Annotated in this window: 13 protein-coding genes; 4 read left to right on the top strand and 9 right to left on the bottom strand. The window is 68.6% G+C overall.

Going from position 1 to position 19,383, the window contains the following annotated elements; all coding sequences use genetic code 11:
• Nucleotides 1-81: 81 nt before the first annotated feature.
• Nucleotides 82-477 (bottom strand): hypothetical protein, encoded by a 396-nt coding sequence (locus R5W23_RS27640; RefSeq protein ID WP_320689154.1) that lies wholly within the window; start codon nt 475-477, stop codon nt 82-84.
• A 194-nt stretch (nt 478-671) separates the two neighbouring features.
• Between R5W23_RS27640 and R5W23_RS27635 the strand changes: the two genes are divergently transcribed.
• Nucleotides 672-3,695: a hypothetical protein gene (locus R5W23_RS27635; RefSeq protein ID WP_320689153.1), complete on the top strand. Its 3,024-nt coding sequence runs from the start codon at nt 672-674 to the stop codon at nt 3,693-3,695.
• 235 nt (nt 3,696-3,930) lie between these two features.
• Here the strand turns inward: R5W23_RS27635 and R5W23_RS27630 are convergent, their stop codons facing one another.
• Both R5W23_RS27630 and R5W23_RS27625 read right to left on the bottom strand, forming a co-directional pair.
• Nucleotides 3,931-4,836, bottom strand: coding sequence for a hypothetical protein (locus R5W23_RS27630; RefSeq protein ID WP_320689152.1), 906 nt, complete (start codon nt 4,834-4,836; stop codon nt 3,931-3,933).
• Nucleotides 4,837-4,838: 2 nt separating this feature from the next.
• The gene (locus tag R5W23_RS27625; RefSeq protein WP_320689151.1) at nt 4,839-6,140 is read right to left on the bottom strand and encodes a hypothetical protein; all 1,302 of its coding nucleotides are present in this window, start codon (nt 6,138-6,140) and stop codon (nt 4,839-4,841) included.
• A 128-nt stretch (nt 6,141-6,268) separates the two neighbouring features.
• Between R5W23_RS27625 and R5W23_RS27620 the strand changes: the two genes are divergently transcribed.
• Nucleotides 6,269-7,504 (top strand): BaiN/RdsA family NAD(P)/FAD-dependent oxidoreductase, encoded by a 1,236-nt coding sequence (locus R5W23_RS27620; protein WP_320689149.1) that lies wholly within the window; start codon nt 6,269-6,271, stop codon nt 7,502-7,504.
• A gap of 197 nt (nt 7,505-7,701) precedes the next feature.
• On the opposite strand, the gene R5W23_RS27615 is transcribed toward R5W23_RS27620, so the two are convergent.
• On the bottom strand, nt 7,702-8,820 hold the full coding sequence (locus R5W23_RS27615) for a cysteine desulfurase family protein (RefSeq protein ID WP_320689148.1): 1,119 nt from the start codon (nt 8,818-8,820) through the stop codon (nt 7,702-7,704).
• 23 nt (nt 8,821-8,843) lie between these two features.
• Nucleotides 8,844-9,767 carry an alpha/beta hydrolase gene (locus R5W23_RS27610; RefSeq protein WP_320689147.1) on the bottom strand — a complete coding sequence of 308 codons (924 nt, stop codon included), beginning with the start codon at nt 9,765-9,767 and terminating at the stop codon, nt 8,844-8,846.
• Between the two features lie 849 nt (nt 9,768-10,616).
• Here R5W23_RS27610 and R5W23_RS27605 point away from each other — a divergent pair.
• Entirely contained in the window at nt 10,617-11,606 is a 990-nt protein-coding gene (locus tag R5W23_RS27605; protein ID WP_261187607.1) for an ATP-binding protein, read from the top strand.
• Between the two features lie 98 nt (nt 11,607-11,704).
• On the opposite strand, the gene R5W23_RS27600 is transcribed toward R5W23_RS27605, so the two are convergent.
• Both R5W23_RS27600 and R5W23_RS27595 read right to left on the bottom strand, forming a co-directional pair.
• A complete protein-coding gene (locus tag R5W23_RS27600; protein WP_320689146.1) occupies nt 11,705-12,721 on the bottom strand; it encodes an HDOD domain-containing protein in 1,017 nt (338 codons plus the stop codon).
• A 171-nt stretch (nt 12,722-12,892) separates the two neighbouring features.
• Complete coding sequence (locus R5W23_RS27595; protein ID WP_320689145.1) at nt 12,893-13,627, bottom strand: 3-keto-disaccharide hydrolase; 735 nt, start codon at nt 13,625-13,627, stop codon at nt 12,893-12,895.
• Nucleotides 13,628-13,810: 183 nt separating this feature from the next.
• On the opposite strand from R5W23_RS27595, the gene R5W23_RS27590 reads away from it, so the two are divergent.
• Nucleotides 13,811-15,691: a dihydroorotate dehydrogenase gene (locus tag R5W23_RS27590; RefSeq protein ID WP_320689144.1), complete on the top strand. Its 1,881-nt coding sequence runs from the start codon at nt 13,811-13,813 to the stop codon at nt 15,689-15,691.
• Between the two features lie 120 nt (nt 15,692-15,811).
• On the opposite strand, the gene R5W23_RS27585 is transcribed toward R5W23_RS27590, so the two are convergent.
• Both R5W23_RS27585 and R5W23_RS27580 read right to left on the bottom strand, forming a co-directional pair.
• Nucleotides 15,812-18,511, bottom strand: a complete 2,700-nt coding sequence (locus R5W23_RS27585; protein ID WP_320689143.1) for a PAS domain-containing hybrid sensor histidine kinase/response regulator — start codon at nt 18,509-18,511, stop codon at nt 15,812-15,814.
• Nucleotides 18,512-18,770: 259 nt separating this feature from the next.
• Entirely contained in the window at nt 18,771-19,367 is a 597-nt protein-coding gene (locus tag R5W23_RS27580) for a Uma2 family endonuclease (RefSeq protein ID WP_320689142.1), read from the bottom strand.
• Nucleotides 19,368-19,383 lie beyond the last annotated feature (16 nt).

Genomic DNA, 19,383 nt, shown 5'->3' with positions numbered 1-19,383 from the left:
CCGATCGCCCCGCCGGCGTGAGCCGGATGGGTTGTTGTGCGTCCGCCAGAAGCGGAACGGTCGGCTCACGCCGGCGGCCGGTCACTTCTTCACTTTGTACTCGCCTTCGAGCACGTCCTTCGCGTCGTCCGCCCCTTTGAGGTCGGTCAGCTTCGCGACGCCGTCTTTTTCGGTCCAGGTGAAGCTGATCTTGTCGCCTTTCTTCGGCTTGTTCGGGAAGTTGCCCTTCTCTTCCACGTCGGTGAACTCGGCCGTCACCGTGCCCTTTTCTCGGGTCAGCTTGGCTTTGACGACGACCCCGTTCTCGCCAACGAACACGTTGAACGTGCCCGCGTCTGTCCCCAACTCGAACTTCAGATCCACGCCGTTGCTCTCGCGGACCCAGGTGGTCGTCGCCTTCGGGTCCTTCTTCTCGTCGGCGCCCGCGACGAGCGCGGCGGTCGCGAGGACGAGGCCGCTCAGGAGCAGTCGGAACATCGGGAACTCCATTTGTGTGTCCGGGACGTGTGACGGCAGGCCGTCGGCGCAAGAGTAGGGGAACGGGACGCGCCCGCCCACCGGTTCACACGAAACACGCATTTCGGGGCGCCGCGGTTGGCCTTCCGCGGGTCCGGCCGGCGGGGTATACGCTCCGGGTGGTTGCGGGACCGAACGCAAGGAGCGAAATCGCGATGCCGACACCCACGCGCCGTTATGTGCTGATGGTCGCTGTGCTGGTGCTGCTCGGGGTAGGGTTCGCGCTCGTGCCGGCACGGGGCGAGTCGATCTACCGGTTCCAGTTCGGCGGCAAGAACGTCGCCTTCGTGCGCGGCGACGCGAACATGAAGGTCGAGGAGAAGGAGCACGACATCTCGGACCGGTTCTTCAAGAGCCAGCCGACCAGCGAGCACGTGAAGGTGACCGCCGACGCCGCGACCGGGGACGCGGCGTTCCTCCACTACCACTACGACACGCCCCCGGCCCTCATCACCCCGGCGCTGTCCGCGGGCGTGTGGGTGCGGTGCACGCGCCCGGGGGTGCAGCTCCGCGCCCGGGTGGTGTTCCCGAAGGAGCCGGACCCCGCCCGCCCCGAATCGCCGCTCACCGCTCTCATCGTGGGGGACACCCACAACGGGGAGAACTGGCAGAAGCTGACGCTCACGGACGTGCCCGCGCTGCTGGGCAAGCGCCTCCCCATCCTCCAGACGCAGATCGGCCGGGCGGTGAACGCGGACGGCGCCTACATCGACCGCATCGTGCTGAACCTGTACACCGGCCCCGGCACCGCCGACGTCTGGATCGACGACCTCGACATCGGCCCCGTCAAGGGGGCCGAGGGGGCGGGCGGGGCGCCCGGCGAGGTCGTGAAGCGCCCCAAGCCGGGCACGGAGAAGAAGGGCGCCCGGGGGCGGCTCTCCCGGCAGGAGGGCGGGCAACTGTTCGTGGACAACAAGCCGTTCTTCTTCCGCGCGGTGCGCCACACCGGCGCCCCGCTCCACGTCCTCCGGCAGGCCGGGTTCGACTCCCTCTGGGTGCCCGCCGACGTGCCCGCCGACGTGCTGGAAGAGGCGAACCGCGAGGGCTGGCTGGTGGTGCCGTCGGTGCCGACGGCGCTGCCCGCCGCGCCGACCGCCAACAGCACCGCGGAGGCCGCCGCGCTCGACGCCTACTACCGCAAGTTCGCCGACAGCGACGTCCTCTTCTACGACCTCGGCAGCGGGCGCCAGCAGGAGCAGACCGGCGCCGTCGAGCGCACCCGGGATTACCTCCGGCTGCGCGACCCGAAGCGGCCGTTCAGCGCCGGCGTGTGGGACGGGTTCAAGGGCTACTCCGCGTTCCTCGACGCGGTCGGCACGTACCGGTGGCCGCTGTTCACCAGCCTCGAAATGGAGGGCTACCGCGGGTGGCTCGCGCAGCGCATGAGCCTCAGCTCCAAGCGGGCCGTCTTCTGGACCTGGATCCAGAACCACGCCCCGGACTGGTACGTCGAGAGCGTCGCGAGCGTGAGCCCCGGCGGCGGGTTCGCCGAGCCGATCGGGCCGCACCCGGATCAGGTGCGCCTGCTGGCCTACCTCAGCGTGGCGTGCGGATGCCGGGGCCTCGGGTTCTGGTCCGACCAGTACCTGGCGGACAGCCACCACGGGCGCGGGCGGCTCCAGGGCATGGCCATTCTGAACTCCGAACTGGAGATGCTGGCCCCGGTGCTGCTCGCCGGGGACCAGCAGCCGCAGTGGCTCGACACCAACCACGAGTACGTGAAGGCCGCACTGATCAAAGGGAACCTGAGCGGGAACTTCGGCGCGGTGCTGCTGCCGATCTGGCTCGGGCCGGGCAGCCAGTACGTCCCGGGGCAGGGCGCCTTGAACGACCTCACGGTGACGGTGCCGCTGGTGGCCGACGGCGCCGACCCGTGGCGCATCTCCCCGGCGGGCGTGACGTGCCTGCGCAACGACGCCCAGAAGGTGCCCGGCGGGACCAAGCTCACGATCCGGGAGTTCGACCTGGTGACGCCGATCGTGTTCACCAACGACGTGAGCCAGAACGGGCTGGTGGTGCGGTGGCAGGACTACAACCGCAAGTACGGCCGCGTGGCCGCCCGGTGGGCGATGGACCTCGCCGCGGAGGAGTACGACAAAACGCTCGCGACGCACCGCAAGCTGGCGGAGATGGGCGTCCAGATACGCGGCGCCGACTCGCTGTTCCAGCAGGCGGCGCAGCTCCACACCGCCGCGCAGCGCAGCTTCGCGGCGGAGCTGTACGCCCAGGCGTTCGCCGACGCGCAGCGGGCGCTCCGCCCCCTGCGCGTGGTGATGTGGGACCACTGGAAGAAGGCCACCGAGACGCTCGACGTGCCGAGCGCGAGCCCGTTCGCGGTGAGCTACCACAGCCTCCCGAAGCACTGGGAGCTGTTCCGCGAGATCCAGTCGTGCCAGGTGGGCGCGTCGGCCCTGCCGGGCGGGGCGTTCGAGCCGGTCGGCGGGGGGCCGCTGCCCAAGGACGGCGCCCCGGTGAGCGAGCTACCGGGGTGGAGCGCCCGGTTCGGTACGCTCGACCGGGTGAAGGTGGCCGCCGGCCTCGTTCCGGCGGACCAGACCACGGACAAACCGGATGTGAAGACGCCGGAATACCTGGGGCTGAAGATGTGGCGCCCGAGCCGGGAGATCACGCGCCCGGGCGACGGGTACGAGCCGCCGGCGCCGCAGCTCGGGCGCGGGGTGCTGAAGCTGGAGGTGCGGCGGCGCGGCGATCTCGCGCCCGACGGCAAGCCGGTGGAGCAGAGCACGATGCCGCTGGAGCGGACGTTCCTGGCGGTCGAAAGCCCGCCGGTCAATCTCCCGCCCGGGAGCCTGGTGCGCGTCAGCGGGTGGGTCAAAATCCCGGGAGAGATCAGCCTGACGGCCGACGGCGCGATGCTCTACGACAGCGCGGGGGGCGAGCCGCTCGCGGTGCGGGTGACGAAGACGAAGGACAAATGGAAGCAGTTCCACCTGTACCGCCGGGTGCCGGCGTCGGGCCAGATCTCGCTCACCCTGGCGCTGACCGGCGTCGGCGTGGCGTACTTCGACGACGTCCGTATTGAGCCCCTGCACCCGACGGCCCAGGGGGCGCAATACGGCGCGCGCCCGGGGCCGCGTGGGGCGGCGCCGGTGGTGCCCGCCGGCGCGGTGCGGCCGACGGCGCCCGTCGTACCAGCCGGCGGCGTTCGGCCCCGGTAAAGCGTACCCGCGGTCCCAAACGCGTGCGCAACCGTAGAACCGCCGCCGGCCTGAAGGAGTCCATAGCCGGGTGACCGGCGCTGCCCCCCGTCGCGCAGCGCATGCCACGAAAGGAACCTGGGGGTTCTCCGGCGGCGTGTGCTGCCAGATGCGGCCTTTGACTGCGGCGTTGAGCGGGCAAAGTCCTTGAGGCGGGCGTTGACGGCGGCTTCGATCATCGCCCGTATTCAGGGTGTTACTCGTCTTTCTTGACGGCATTAACTGGAAGAACTGCGGGCATGAAGGAGCGAAGGAATGCGATCGCATCTTCCTTGCTGGCGTAGACGGCGTTTATCGAGTCGCCGTTGTTATACTTGATTTGGATTTCGTATCGGGCAACCGGCTTGGCGGCGGGCGTGGTTTCGTCGTAGCCCTCGATGGTTTCGATGGCTCCTTCCACCGTCGTGGCTTCTACCGCGATGCCGTGGAGCGGAAGAACTCGAATAACTTCGATTTGTCGGGTGACGGCCTTTTCGAGCTTCTCCATGAACGCCTTCACGTCCTGGGTGTTGGCGTCGAGTAAGCTCTTGGCGAGTTGTGCCTTCACATCGGCCCCAAGCCGTTCCCAAGCCTTGATCTTCTTCTTGCAGTCGTCGTCGGGGGTGTCCTCATCGAAGCCCGCGTCGATGCCGACCGTCTTGAACGCCTTCACGATCGCGTCGTAGCTGAAGTAGAGCACACGGAAGCCGAGTGAGTGAAGCTGGGTAATGGCCCCGCCCGTCCACTCCCCAGCCACGATAACGCCGATGAACGGTGCGTACCGTTGGTGCGTCGTGACAAGCGGCAGAACCGCCCCTTGTATCTCCTGTGCCTTGTTCCGTGAGTGCTTCGTGTACCGACGCCATGCCGTCTCGATGAACGCCACCGGGTCGCCCAGCTTGTCGTCGGTCCCGCCCCGCTCGAACACGAAGTCGAGGTCGTGGGCGTTCCCGTATAAGTCCTGCCAAGAAATCTTCTTGCCGGTGCGGGCAGGTCGTGGCCCCTTCACGTCGAGGTAGAGGGCGTGCCGCTTGGCGGTTTCTCGGAGAAGTGGGGCGATTGCCACTTCCAAGAACTCCGAACCGATGATCTGGCCCCACTTGTGGGTTGGTGACTCTGCCATGACTACCCCTCCACCCAAAGACGGCCTTCGTGGAGCGGTACACGGTGCTTGCGGTTCTTCCACTTGGTATTTCGATCTCTCGTCTTCTCGAACCGGAACGACTTGAACCCGGCGGCAACGGCCAGTTCCCCCAACCATCGATCAACCGGGACGTAGACGCCGTAAGGTGCGGAGTCGCCGACCACGAAGCACACCCGGCAACCTGGGGCACTCACCCGGCGCAGGCTCTGCCACACGGTCCCCATGTCCAGAAAGTAGGCGGCTACCATCGTGTGATACGCCTTCTTCCCGCCCCGTGTCTGCCGTTCGGCTCCCAGCTTGCCGCACACTTCCTTGAGTTCATCGCTGATGGCGTCAACCACGGGGTCAGCGATCAACTCATCGGTCTTCTTGATGAGTGGGGTAACGTGCTGGGTGCAGGCGTGGACCAGGTGACGCCGAACTTGCTCCTGTAGTCCGCCCCAGCCTTCGATTTCACCGAAGAACGTCATCTCAAGGCGGGTGGCGTCGGCGTAGTCGTAGTTGTTCGCGTAGGGGGGGGACGTGACGACAAGTTCGGCCCACTGGTCCGGCACGGTGGACAGCTTCCGGGCGTCGTCGGCGTTGATCCGTCCTTCGGGGCCGTGCGGTGCCCGCTGCCGGGCCGCCATGTCCGCGGCGAACAGTCGCACCTTAGCGGCGTATGCCTCGAACGGGTCAAGCGACTTGGCCTTCGACTTCTTGGGTAGGACGTACTGCCACTGAGCGGTTCCAACGGGTGAGCACTCGCGGAGAATTGCCACCAACGCCAACCACGCCAACCGGCAAACGGCCCGGTCATCGGTGCTTTCGAGCAACGAACGCCTCAACGCCTCAAGGCGGTGAAGGGTGCCTTCCGGGTAGCACTTCGTCAGGAGTTCCGGGTAAGTGCGGGAGTGGGACTTGTACCGTTTCGCCCGCGTGACGATCTCGGCACCGATGGCGGTGAGGTCGGCAGGGTTCGTCCGCCAATCCAACTTGGCCTGTGCCACCCGGAAAACGAACGGGTGCGAGTCGGTCCCGATCCCGTCGAGTTGTGCGGCTTCGGCTTCGAGTACGACCGTCCCGCTTCCCGCGAACGGGTCGAACACTCGCTTCCGGCCTTCGGCCTTCCCGTCCCCGATGACTTCGCGTACCCACTCTGCCGAGAAGCCCGCCGAGTAACGGAACCAACGGTGTACGGGAAGGGAAAGGTTGTCGAGGAAGGTGGAACTCCGATCCGCTTTGGCTTCTTCCGGCTCTAAGCCCTCGAACAACGACGGTTGCTGCTTCTTCAGCCTCCCCATTCCACTTCCCCCCCCCAGGCGCCCCGCTCTTGCCGACTTGTTACTATCGGTCTCCCGAGCCGCCCTCTTGAGTCCGTTTCGTTACGATATTCTTTCGCATCGCCATCTTCGCCGGTAGGTCAGCCGACATGAACTTCGACTACGACGCCATCATTTGCGGGGCTGGTGCAGCGGGTCTGATGGCCGCAATCCATGCTGCCGAGCGGGGGCGTCGGGTGTTGCTGTTGGAGAAGGGGAAGAAGCCCGGCGTCAAGATTCTCATGTCCGGCGGGACGCGGTGCAACATCACCCACGACTGCGACGCCCGAGGCATCGTCGAGGCGTTCGGGCCGAACGGGAAGTTCCTCCACTCCGCGCTCGCGGCCCTCGGCCCGCGCGAAACGGTTGCGTTCTTCAACGGCGAAGGCGTGGCCACGAAGGTGGAAGACACTGGTAAAGTGTTCCCGGTCAGCGACCGCGCGGTCGATGTCCTCGACGCACTCCTGAAGCGGCTCGCGCGGAGCGGGGCCGTGCTCGCGCTGAACGAGCCGGTGAAGGACGTGGAGCCGCGCCCCGACGGCGGGTTCCGGGTGCTCACGCCCGCGCGCACGCTGACCGCCGAGCGGGTGCTGCTCACCACCGGCGGTCGATCGTACCCCGGGTGCGGCACCACCGGCGACGGGTACGCCCTGGCGGCCAAGTTCGGGCACACGATCGTGGGCCAGAGCCCGGCCCTCGTGCCGCTCACGGTCCAGCCTGAATGGGTGGGCGAGCTGCGCGGCATCACGCTGCCCGACGTGAACCTGAAGGTGCTTCCCCCGCAGGGTAAGGCGCTCACGCAGCGCCGCGGCTCGATGCTGTTCGCGCACTTCGGCCTCACCGGGCCGGCGCCGCTGGACGTGAGCCGGGCGGTGAGCGGTCACGCCGAGCCCCGGTCGCTGGCCCTCGAAGCCGATTTCCTCCCGACCGAGCCGGAGCAGGCGTTCAACGATTTCTTGCAAGCCGAGTCGCTCGCGTCGGGCAAGAAGCAACTCGCGGTGGTGCTCGCGGACAAGCTCCCGCGCCGGCTCGCCGACCAACTCCTGGCGCTGTGCGGCTTGGCCGCAGACCGCAAGGCCGCGGCGCTCGCCAAGGCGGACCGGCTTGCCCTGGTGGGCGCGACCAAGCGACTCCGGCTGCCGCTGCGCGGAACGCTCGGGTTCGAGAAGGCCGAGGTCACCGCCGGCGGGGTGAGCCTGGACGAGGTCGATTCGCGCACGATGCAGAGCAAGCGCGCGGCGGGGCTGTACTTCGCGGGCGAACTGCTCGACCTCGACGGCTGGATCGGCGGGTACAACTTCCAGTCCGCGTGGAGCACCGGACGGCTCGCGGGTCGGCAGCTCTGACGGCACCGCCCGTTTATTGGCGCCTGCCTTGCCTTTTGTCTTTGTGGCACAGACATTCCTGTCTGTGCAGCCTTCTCACGCCACACAGACAGGAATGTCTGTGCCACAAGAAACAGACGCGACATCCCGAATCGAGTATGAGATCATCGTTACCCGGGTCCAGCCGCCGAGGTAGGAGAACCGCCGCGCGAATCGCGTTACCCGTTGCGCGTCATCCGCACGCAGCGGGCGATGCGCGCCGCCGCCTCGTCGATCTCGGCGCTGGTTTGTGCCGGCGAGAAGCTGAGCCGCAGCGCCGACTTCAGCACTTCGTCCGGTACGCCCATCGCCCGCAGGACCGGGCTGGGTAACAGGCTCCCGCTCGAGCACGCGGACCCGGTCGAGCACGCGACCCGGGCCAGATCGAGGGACATGAGGAGCAAGTCCGCCCGGCACCCCGGGAACGACACGTTCAGTGCGGCCGGCGCGACGTCTGCGGCCCCGATCTCCGGGCCGTTCAGCACAACGGGCGCGCACTCGCGCCGCAGGGCGTCCCAGAGCCGCGCCCGGTGCGCGGCGAGCGCCGCCCGGTTCGCCGCGAGGTCGCGGGTCGCGATCTCGAGGGCCGCGGCCATCCCGACGGCGAGCGCGACCGGTTCCGTGCCGGGGCGCCGGCCGCCCTGCTGGTGCCCGCCGAACGTGTGCGGCTTCAGGTCCGTGCCGCGCTTCGTGAGCAGCACCCCGACCCCCTTCGGGCCGCCGAACTTGTGCGCGCTCGCGGTCAGTGTGGTCGCACCGAGTTCGTGAAAATCGACCCCGATCTTCCCCACGGCCTGAACGGCGTCGCAGTGGAGTTTCGTGCCTTTCGGGAGCGTGGCCGCGATCGCGCGGACCGGCTGGACGGCCCCGGTCTCGTGGTTGGCGAGCATCACGCAGGCCAGATCGGCGCCGGCGGCGGGCTCGTGCCAGGCGATCACCCCGCGCTCGTCCGCCGGGAGCCACTCGACCGCCGCGCCGCCCGCTTCCAGTCGGCGCAGCGGCTCGACGACGCACGGGTGCTCGATGGGGGAGGCGACCGCACGCGCCGGCCGCAGCCCGAAGATCGCGAGGTTGTTCGCCTCGGTCGCCCCGCTGGTGAACGTCAGCTCGTCGGGGTGCGCCCCCAGAAGCGCGCTCGCCTGCTCGCGTGCGTCTTCGAGTGCCTGACGGGCCTTCCGCCCGAACGCATGTGCCGACGACGGGTTCCCGAACGTCTCCAGCATCAGCGGCCGCATCCGCTCCCACACTTCGGGCCGCAGCGGCGTGGTCGCGTTGTGGTCGAGGTACACCGGTTCCATTCCGCCATTCTACCGGACCAAGCTCACTTCTCGACCGGCGCACACCGCTTCAAAAAGCCGGTCACCACCTTCCGGTACCGTTCCGGTTCGGCCGCGGCGAGGTGAAGGTGATCGCCGCCTTCGATGACGACCAACTCCGCCCGTTCCCCGATCGTGTCGGCGATGGCTGCGGCCTCCGAAGGCTTCGCTCGGCGGTCCGCGCTTCCGGCCAGAACCAGCACCCGAGCCGACGCCGGAATTCGTGCGGCGGCGGTCAGAGGAGAAATGTCCTCGACGTTCGACAGGACCATCGGGGCGACGACCGAGAATCCCGCATACGCGACGTACTCCAGCCCGGGGGGGAGGTGCGTCCGGGTTCGGTTCCGGGTCGCGGTCCGGAGGTCCTGATACGGGCATTCCAGAATGTAGCCAGCTACCCGATTTCCGAGTTCCGCTGCCGCGAACACCGCCGCCGCCGATCCCAACGACTGCCCCCAAACCACCACCGGGCGCCCGGGGTGTCGCTCCGAAAGCCACTCGACCGCCGCGACCACGTCGCGCCGTCCGCTGTACCCGAAGTCGTTCACCTCGCCGGTCGAGTCGCCGTGCGCGCGGAACGAAATCATCAGGACCGGGCTCCCGGTGGCCGCGATGAGTTCCGCCTCCTTGAGGCACGCGGACCGGCGCCCGCCGTTCCCGTGAAGGAACAGGACGAGCGGCCGGTCGGGGTGACCATCAATGAACCACGCGCCGAGTTCCTGGCCGTCGGCAGTGGCCAGTCGAAACGGCTGGATGCGGCCCCACGCGAGTGCGGGCGCCGGCTCTGGCTGCTGGGGGCCGGCCCGGTGCGTGAGCCGGTACGCGGCGGCGTAGGAACCCAGCAGCCACACGGTGACGGCAAGAGCACCAAGGGCGAGCAGCCACACCGTCCACCCCCTCCGGGTGCGCTTCCGATCCGGAACCGGCATGTCAACCTCCGAGCGGCGCGACGGCAACGTCGCGTTGAGCCGTCAACTATACGTTCCCAATTCCCCCGTGCCGTGTTGGGAACCGGTTCGACCGAGCCGGGCAGCGGTGCCATCAGGTGAGTAAGGGGGCCGCGCCGGTCGTGCGACGTAATGCTCGTCCGGGCAACCCGACCAAGGCGAGACTGTAACGGAGGTTACACGTGTGCCTCAATCGCATTCGACAGCCGGGCGACGGGACATCCGCTGGTATGCGAACTACCGAATCGCTACCGGATCGCTACCCGTTCACGGGTCCATTGCGATCACCGAAACGCCCCCTTGCAGCCCGGATAACCGCTCAATCCGCCCGTAACTGGTTTCTCGGAGTGAACGGGTGCTCGTGGCGCAATGTGCTATTGGGAAGCAACTTGCGGAAAATCGAATCGCGCACACTGCTCTGCCTCCGTGTTCGCTCACGGGTGCGGACAGCTCGGTTCGGAGCTGTGCGAGCTTCCAAAAATACCCCGACGGTGGAAAGCGGTTGTGGTCTTGCGTGTGAACCGCTCTGCGAACGGGCCACACCCAAGACCACAACTGAAGTAAGCCATGTGCGCATGTCGAAACGCGAGCGTTCAACGCGCGGCCACCACGACTGGAAGGCGGTTACGGTCCCGTTGTGGAGATCGCCGATGCGAATTCCGGCGCTGACAGCGTTGGCAGTTTCGCACGCCGCACCGGTTGTGCAGGGCATGGTTGTGGATTTGCGTCCACTACTGTAATTGCGAACATTCAACCCGGCCGTGCGGGCCGCAACGATGGGGGTGTAACGTTGTTCCGTTGCGTTCGTTGTTCCGTGTGAGGTAGGTCACTATGTTCGAAGTTCGCAAGGCGAAGCGCCAGCGGCGTCCGTTGAAGATCAGCCTTGAGGGCCTGTCCGGGTCCGGGAAAACCTTTTCCGCGCTGCGCCTCGCGTTCGCGATGCGCCGCGCCAACATCGGCAAGCGGATCGTCATCGCCGACTCGGAGAACGAGTCCGCGGGCCTGTACGACGGCGTGACGATGGACGGCGAGAAGTGGGAGTACGAGGTGTGCCCGATCCCGCACGACAAGCAGAACCCGGGCGGGTACGCCGAGTGCTACGAGCACCTGGTCGGCGCCGGCTACGACATCGTCATCTTCGACTCGCTGTCGCACGCGTGGCACGGGGCGATGGAGCAGGTGGACCGGTACGCCCGGGCCAACAAGGGCGACAAGTTCGGCGGCTGGGCACAGGTCACCCCCGAGCAGCGGCGGATGCTCACCACCCTCACCGACCCGCGCGCGCATTCCATCGTCACCATGCGGGTGAAGAGCGAGTACGAGCGCGTCGATGACGCCGGCAAGACCAAGATCAAGAAGGTCGGCATGAAGACCGACCAGCGCGAGAACACCGAGTACGAGTTCGACGCCGTGATCCGCCTGGAAGTGGAGAACCACGCGGCCCGGGTGGAAAAGGTGCGCGGGTGTACCGCGATGGACGGGAAGACGTGCGACCACCCCGGGCCGACCTTCTGGAAGCCGCTGTTCGACTGGTGGTTGAGCGCGGAACCGGTGGAGGTGGTGTCGCCCGAGGACCAGCACCGCCGGCAGTTGAACGCGGCCAAGACGCTGGCCGATCTGGCCACCGTGTGGGGCGGGATTCCCAAAACGCTCCAGGCGCGCCTGGCCGACGACAAAGACCGTCGCAAGATGGCGCTAACGAGTGCGGTGAAGACGAAGGTCGCCGCGCCGGTCGGGGCCGGCGGGAAAGTGCTCCCGGGCCTTCCCGACGACGACGACGAGCTGTTCCCGGCCGGCGCCCGGTCGGGGGTGCAGGATTGAGGTTCGGACCGTGTGTGCGGGGGTGCGGGCGCGAACGGCCGTTCCCAACGGGACGGGGCGGGAGTTCCCGCTTCTCTGTTTTGACGGGCTGGAGGGGCTTACTGGGTCACGGGAGCGGCACGACCGGGCGATCCGCGTGACAACTCGGCTGCCGCGTGCGTCAGCAGCGAGGCGTAATCGGGGCACCGTCCGATCTCGCGGTTCATCACGTCCGCGAAGTCGCGGATCTGCGGTCGCACCGTGTCCAGGAACTCGGCCAGCGAGCCGACGCTGAACCCGAACCGCCGGGCCGCAACCGACAGGATCAGGTCGAGCGCGTCGGGGTGTTCGACGACCGCCTCCAGGCGGGTGAGCAGGCCGGCGAACCACAGCAGCTCCGCGCGCTGCGCGTACCGGGTGCCCGCGAGCCGCTCCGGGTGGTGGTGGTGCCGGATCGGTTCGTAGATCTCGTCCGGCAGCCCCCAGCGTTTGAGGACCTCCGCACTCACCTCCGCGTGGTCGATGCCGAACGCCTCGCGCTCGCGCTGGCACGCTTCGGCCAGCAGCGGGTCGCCGTCGCGGGCGATGTGCTCCGCCCACGCGGTAGGATACGTTTGCTGGATCAGCAGCACCCCGATGTCGCGGAGCAGCGCGGCGTTGAGATCCTCTTCGGGGTCCGCGTCGCCCCGCCGGGCGGCCAGCTCGCGGGCGATGATGGCGCCGCTGATGGACGCGAGCGAGTGGTCCATCGCCCCCCGGTCGTACCGGGCCTGCGGGCGCAACGCGGGGAGCGACAGCCCGAGGGCCATCGCCCGCACCTTGTTCAGCCCGACGAGCAGGACCGCCCGGTCCACCGAGTTAACCGGGCGGCTGGCGGCCTCGCGGGCGGTGTTCACGGTGCGCAGGAGCGACGCCGCGAACCCCGGCTCGTTCGCGATCATCGCGCCGATCTCGCGGGGCAAGCAGTCGTCGTGGGTCGCGGCTTCGACCACCCGCACCGCGACGGCCGGGGCCTGTGGGAGCTGGGCGGGGCTGAGGATCGCTTCGAGTGCTTGGTCGTGATTGGTTGTTGTGTGAGGAACGGCCCGGCTGGTGGCCGAGCGGGTGATCCAGCTCGTGAGTTTCGATGAGGACATTGGGGAGAGCCTCCACCCGCGCCCGCCTCGCGGCGCGGCGGCCGGGTTAACCCACTATCGAGCCGTCCGCGCGAAGATTTGCTTCGCGCGGAACCAGAACCCGGGCCGAGAGCGTTCGGAAGCGAGCCCCAGGGCCGTCCGTTCTGCGGGCGTGGGTTTCCCGGGTGCGCCTCACTTCACGGTGAGCAGCTTGTCTTCTTTGGGGAAGGTTTCGAGCACCAGCCCCTTGAACTGGACCTCCTGCGGAACCGTGTTGGAGTGCAACTGTAACCCGATCGGGCCGGCCTTAATGCGCTCGGGCTGCGGGTCGCGCCAGTCCACCACCGCGGCGCCGTTGACCGCCACGCGGATGCGGTTCCCCTGTGCCAGGATCTCGATGTCGTTCCAGTCGTGCTGCTTCCCGACCTTCTTCGCAGGAGCGCCGTCAACACCAAGGCCGTTGCGACCGAACAGGTCGTACAGACCGTACCCCGACGGGAACATGACCAAATGCCCCGCGTAGGTGTGCTTCGTGCGGTCTTTTTCCGGGTCTTTGCTCACGTCGGGCTTCACAACGCCCCAAAAGCACACGCCCGAGTGCATTTCCGACGTGACCAGCTTCGAGGCGAACGTGAGACGGAAGTCGGAGTACGTGTCCTTCGTGAGCAGGTACGTGCTGAACTTCAGCGGCGCGGTGTTCTTCGCGACGATGACGCCGTCGTTCACGGACCAGAGATCGGAGTACCCCTCCCAGCCGTCGAGGCTCTTGCCGACGAACAGCTTGACGGTCTTACTCTCGCCCTCGCGCGGCTTCACGACCGGGGCTTCTTTCTTGGCTTCCTTCTTGGGTGTGTCTTTCTTGTCCTGACCCGACACGGTACCGACGAGTATGAACAGGAAGGCAACGGAGAGGCGGGCGCAGCGCACGGGGAAGGCTCCTGGCAGCGTGTGGGCGGGCGACGGCCCCGATGATACCACCCGCGCGGCGCGAGTTCAGTTGTTTTCCGCGCACCGTGAGGAGTGTTGCGGGATCGCTCCAGTGACGGTTATAAGACGGAGGACGGTCGGCGCCGCGTCGGCCCCGTACTCCCTCCCGCGCCCCGGGTCGCCATGCCAGACTGGTTCTACCGCACCGTTTCCCGGCCGCTGCTGTACCGCCTCGGCGCGCGAACCGCCCGGGCCGTCGCGCTGGGGTTCATGGGTCGCCTCGCGCGTCTGCCGCTCGGCCCGCTGGCGATCGACCTGCTCGGGCACATGCGCGCGGACCCGCGGCTCACGGTGCGGCTCCTCGGGCGCGACTTCGCGTCCCCGATCGGGCTGGGGCCGGGGCTCGATCCGGAGGGGGTGGCGCTGCCGGCGTTCGCCCGGTTCGGGGGCGGGTTCATGAGCGTCGGTCCGGTCGGGTTACAGAACCCGCCGACACGCCCGCGCGTGGCGCGCGACGACTCGCGCGAGGCCATCGGTTTTCCGGACACGGCCCCGCCGCTCGGATTGAAGGCGGCCGGCGCGGCGTTGGCCGAACTGTCCCGGCTCGGGGTGCCGGTGGTGGCGCGGGTGTCTGGAGAGACGGCGGACGAGTATCGGCAGTTGCTGACCGAGACGCGCGGCCTTATGGCCGTGGTCGCCGTGCCCGCCCGCGCGGCGGTGGCGATGTCCGATTGGCTCCCCGCCGCGGAAGGGGGGCCGATCCTCCTGACCGTTCGCGCCGACTCGCCGACAGTAGATATGGAGTCGCTTGCGGCCGGGCTGGCTGCCGGCGCGAGCGGCATTCTGGTCGAGAGTGCGGTCGCGCGGGCGGGTGGGGGAACCGAAATCGGCGCACCGGCGCGGGGGCCGGCGCTGGCGCTGGTGCGGGCGCTCCGTGCGGCCCTCGGCCCGACGGTACCGCTCGTCGCGGGGGGCGGGGTTCACGAGCCGGAGCACGCCCTCGCGCTGCTCGACGCCGGGGCCGATCTCGTTGAGGTGGACAGCGGGCTGGTCTTTAACGGCCCGGGGCTGGTGAAGCGGACGAACGACGCGGTGCTGTATCGCAATTTGTCCGCCCAGCGGGAACAGCCGGCCGCGGTGCGGCGTCCGGCCGCGATGACGTGGTTCTGGACGGCCCTTTTGGGCTTCGGGATGGTGTTCGGTGGCGCGCTCGCCGTGGGCATCGCGGCCACGCGGGTGGTGCTGCCGTACGACGAGGCGTTTCTGGGCCTGTCGCGGGACCAGCTCCACACCGTGAACCCGCGGCTGCTCGCGTTCATGGCCCACGACCGGGTGTCGCTCGCCGGCCCCATGCTGACCGTCGGGCTCATGTACCTCGGGCTCTCACTCGGGGGCGTGCGCCGGGGCGCGCACTGGGCGATGGTCGCGGTGTTCACGTCGGCGTCGGCCGGGTTCGCGAGCTTTTTTCTGTTCCTCGGGTTCGGGTACCTCGACCCGTTGCACGCGTTCGTCACGGCGTGCCTGCTCCAACTCCTGCTGCTCGGAATGCACTCGGAGCTGGGGCCGTACACGCCGACCGGCCCGCCCCCGCCGCGCACCGACCGGGCGTGGCGGCGGGCGCAGTGGGGGCAACTGTTGCTGGTGGCCCACGCCGGCGCGGTGCTGGTCGCGGGGCTGGTGATTTCGCTCGTCGGGGTGACGGCGGTGTTCGTCCCCGAAGATCTGGAGTTTCTGGAAACGACCGCGGAGCAACTGCGCGGGGCGCACCCGCGGCTGGTGCCGCTGGTGGCGCACGACCGGGCCACGTTCGGCGGGATGCTGGTGTCGGCCGGGTTGGTGCTGCTGCTGACCGCGCTGTGGGGGCACCGGGCGGGGAACGACTGGCTGTGGTGGACGCTGCTCCCGGCCGGGGTGCTGGGGTACGCGCCGGCGATCGCGGTTCACATCGCGGTCGGGTACACGGACGGCATGCACCTGCTGCCGGCGTTTGCCGGGCTGGGTGTGTTTTTACTGGGGCTGGCGCTGACGCGGGCGCACTTGTGCGAGACCGGAACGGCCCGGTGAGAGCCGCTACCCGCCGGTGAACCCGTGCGCGGTCCGATCCGCTCGCGCACTCCCGCGCGGGGATCGGTCTGCGGACAGACCGGGGCAGAGTTGGTCTGTGGTGCTCGTGTCAACCTGTGCTCACGACCCGATGGCGTCGAACACGGTCGCCAGCAGGTCCTCGGTGCGAAACGGCTTCCGCAGGAAGCCGGCCAGCCCCTTGCCCTCGAACCCGCTGGTGGCCTCCTCCGCGGCGAACCCGCTGGTGAGCACCACCCGAACGCCGGACCGGTGCCGGCGCATCTCGCGGAACGCCTCCGACCCGCCCATTTTGGGCATGGTCAGGTCCAGGAGCACCAGCGCGAACTGGTACGGCGCGGCGGCGAACGCTTCCACCCCGGCCCCCCCGTCGGCCGCGAGCGTCACCTCGAACCCTGCGTGCTCCAGCACCTTGCGGGTGAACACCCGCACGTCCTCTTCGTCGTCCACCACGAGCACCCGGCGCCCGCGCCCGTTGTGCTCGGGCGCTTCCCCCGCGGGGGCGTGCTCCGGGTCGGGGCGGTCCAGCGCCGGCAGCAGCACCTTGAAGGTGGTCCCCTTGCCCAACTGCGTGTACACCTTGATCGCGCCCTTGTGGGCCCGGACGATGCCCTGCACCGCCGCCAGGCCCAGGCCGCGGCCGGTGAACTTGGTGGTGAAGAACGGGTCGAAGATCTTGGCCCGCACCTCCTCGCTCATCCCGCACCCGGTGTCCGACACTTCCAGGTACACGTACCGCCCGGGGACCAGCTCCGGACCCGCCTGGAGCTCCGCGAGGTACCGCGCGTCGGCGTCGATCAGGCCGGTGGTGAGCGTGATCACCCCGCTCTTCGGGCCGATCGCGTCCGACGCGTTGGTGATCAGGTTCATCACGATCTGGCGGAGCTGGGTCGGGTCCGCCTGCACCTGGGGCAGCCCGATGGTCAGGTTGTACTTGAGCACCGCCTTCTTCGACAGCACCGCCGCGAGCAGTTGCGTCATCTCCTGGGTCAGCGCGTTCAGGTCCACCGCGCGAACGACGAACTGCCCGCGGCCCGCGTACGCGAGCATCTGCTGGCACAGCTCGGCCGCGCGCTGGGCCGCGGACTCGATCCGCTTCATGTCCTCGGCCACCGGGTCGTTCGGGGGGAGCCGCATCCGGCTCAGCGATGCGTACCCGAGCACCGCGGTGAGCAGGTTGTTGAAGTCGTGGGCGATGCCGCCAGCTAGCACCCCGAGGCTCTCCAGCTTCTGCGACTGGAGCAGTTGGCGCTCGTACCGGGCCTGCTGCTCCTTCGCGCGGAGGTCCGCCTCGAGCTCGCGCCGCGCGTCCTCGGCGGCCCGCCGGTCCGTCACGTCCCGGCCCACGGCCTGGATCTCGACCAGCTCGCCCGCCGGCGAGTAGAACCCGCGGTTCACGAACTCCATCCACCGCGCCCGCCCGCCCGCGTCGACGATCCGGTTCTCGATCCGCACCACCGGGTTGTCCGGCGCCATCTTGGTCAGCTCGGTTTCGACGTGGTCGAGGTCGGCCGGGTGAACGACGGGGTGCCAGGGGCGGCCGATCAGCTCGTCGGCGCGCTTCCCGAAGGTGCGACAGTATACGTCGTTGACGAACGTGAAGGTGCCGTCCGGGCGGAACCGGCACACCGTTTCCGTTTGGTCTTCGACCACTTGCCGGTACCGCTGCTCGCTCTCGCGCAGGGCCTGCTCGGCGGCCAGCCGGTCGGTCAGGTCGCGGGTCACCTTGACGAACCCGGTGAGCCGCCCGGTCGGGTCGCGCAGGGCGGTGATGGCCACGTGCGCCCAGAACCGCGACCCGTCCTTGCGCACCCGCCACCCTTCTTCCGCGAACCGCCCGCTCGCCGCGGCGGCCTCCAGCCAAGCCTCGGCACGGGCGGTGTTCTCGGGCAGGTAGAACACCGAAAAGTGCCGCCCGACGATCTCGTCGGCCGTGTACCCTTTGATGCGCTGGGCGCCGGCGTTCCAGGTGGCCACCCGTCCGTCCGGGGCGAGCATGAAGATGGCGTAGTCGGTGACGCTCTCGACCAGCAGCCGGTGCCGCTCCTCGCTGTCCCGCAGGGCCTGCTCGGCGGCGCGGCGGGCGGTGATGTCGCGGATGATCGCGGTGAACCGGCGGTCGGCCCCGGCGCCCCAGTAGGCGAGGGTGATCTCCGTCGGGAACTCGATCCCGCCCTTGCGCAGCGCCGGCAGCTCGACCACGCGGCCCCGCATGCGGGACGAGTTCGCGGGGTCGAACGCGGTCATGGCGGCGTGGTGCTCGGCCGCGTACCGCGGGGGCACGATCAGCTCCACGTCGCGCCCCAGCACCTCCTTCGCCGGGTGCCCGAACACCCGCTCCGCGCCACGGTTCCATCCGACAATCGTACCCTTCGCGTCGGTGGTGACGATCGCGTCGAACGCGGCCTCGATGGTCTGCCGGTACCGCTCCTCGCTGTCCCGCAGGGCCTGCTCGGCCCGGGCCGGGCCGGTGACATCGGTGGCGGTGGTCAGCACCCCTCCATCGGGCCGGGGCACCAAGTTCACGAGGAGCACGGCGGGACCGTTCGCGCTCGGGAACGTGACGGCGTGCGCGAACGGCTGGCCCGAATCCCGGACCCGGGCGACGTTCGCGTCCAACTCCGCCGCGAGGTCCGACGGCAGGCCGATCTCGCGCAGGGTCCGGCCGAGCAGCTGGTCCGGGGCGCGCCCGACCATGCGGCACGCGGCCGGGTTGACGAAATCGTGTCGGCCGTCGCGATCGAAACCAACCACCGGGTTCGGGAGCCGGTCGAGGACGGAGCGAGGATCTTCGGTTGTCACATCGGGCACGGTGAGAACCTGCGAGCGCGCGGAGAGGACCGGGTCGCGAGAATTCTACCAGCCTACATGGGATGGTGGTAACCAATTTAGAACGAGTGTGTTGGAATTAGCCCGTTTACTGTCAAGGGTTTAGACCGCGGCCAAGCTTAGTGCTGGAGTTGAAATATATGGATCGGCTTGTCTTGTTTTGATCCGCGGGACGCCCTCCCGATTTGTGCGATGGTTGCTGTACCGGTTGTGCGGCCCGAACTTGGTTCCATCACTGGAACAGATCGCTCACGCGAACGACCGCGGGAGGTGCGGCAAGCGGTTGAACCGTGTCGGCGGGCGTGAGGACCAAGCGTGTGCGGTACGCGGTTGCCCCCAGCCCGGCCGGGAGCGGTTGCGGATCGCGGTGGACGTACAACTGGCGGTTCGGGATGTCGAGGACCCAGTATTCGGGCACGTTCGCGGTCGCGTACAACTCGGCTTTAGTGGTCAGGTCTTCGGCCAGTGTCGTGTCGGAGACCTCAACGAGCAGCGCCGCGGTGGTGGGGTGGTCGGTGTAGTCGCGCCGCCGGCCCGGTATCACGGCGACGTCCGGCTCCGGTGCTGAACCGAGCGGCTCGTTGGGGATCGGGAACGGTTGCTGTGTGTCCACAAAGAAGCCGACCGCGAACGCCACGAGCAGCGCGTCCGTTACCAACCCCACGCTGACGTGGTGCGGCCAGTTGGCGGGGCTCATTTCAGTGATCTCTCCGTAGAGCAGTTCGACACGCTTGCCGTTAAAGAACCCGCGCTGGCCCAGTTCAAAGTACTGCTCGCGGGTGAACCGAAACGGCCGGCGCGACGGGGCCGGTGGCGGCATGGCGGTCATGCGAATTCCTCCTCAC

This window comes from Gemmata algarum, from assembly GCF_034097035.1.
In the GTDB taxonomy this organism is placed as follows: Bacteria; Planctomycetota; Planctomycetia; order Gemmatales; family Gemmataceae; genus Gemmata; species Gemmata algarum.
This window is presented reverse-complemented; position numbering and strand designations above follow the sequence as displayed.

Coding starts and splice junctions, on each gene's coding strand:
- R5W23_RS27640 (WP_320689154.1), bottom strand. CDS start 477: ATGTTCCGACTGCTCCTGAGCGGCCTCGTCCTCGCGACCGCCGCGCTC.
- R5W23_RS27635 (WP_320689153.1), top strand. CDS start 672: ATGCCGACACCCACGCGCCGTTATGTGCTGATGGTCGCTGTGCTGGTG.
- R5W23_RS27630 (WP_320689152.1), bottom strand. CDS start 4,836: ATGGCAGAGTCACCAACCCACAAGTGGGGCCAGATCATCGGTTCGGAG.
- R5W23_RS27625 (WP_320689151.1), bottom strand. CDS start 6,140: ATGGGGAGGCTGAAGAAGCAGCAACCGTCGTTGTTCGAGGGCTTAGAG.
- R5W23_RS27620 (WP_320689149.1), top strand. CDS start 6,269: ATGAACTTCGACTACGACGCCATCATTTGCGGGGCTGGTGCAGCGGGT.
- R5W23_RS27615 (WP_320689148.1), bottom strand. CDS start 8,820: ATGGAACCGGTGTACCTCGACCACAACGCGACCACGCCGCTGCGGCCC.
- R5W23_RS27610 (WP_320689147.1), bottom strand. CDS start 9,767: ATGCCGGTTCCGGATCGGAAGCGCACCCGGAGGGGGTGGACGGTGTGG.
- R5W23_RS27605 (WP_261187607.1), top strand. CDS start 10,617: ATGTTCGAAGTTCGCAAGGCGAAGCGCCAGCGGCGTCCGTTGAAGATC.
- R5W23_RS27600 (WP_320689146.1), bottom strand. CDS start 12,721: ATGTCCTCATCGAAACTCACGAGCTGGATCACCCGCTCGGCCACCAGC.
- R5W23_RS27590 (WP_320689144.1), top strand. CDS start 13,811: ATGCCAGACTGGTTCTACCGCACCGTTTCCCGGCCGCTGCTGTACCGC.
- R5W23_RS27580 (WP_320689142.1), bottom strand. CDS start 19,367: ATGACCGCCATGCCGCCACCGGCCCCGTCGCGCCGGCCGTTTCGGTTC.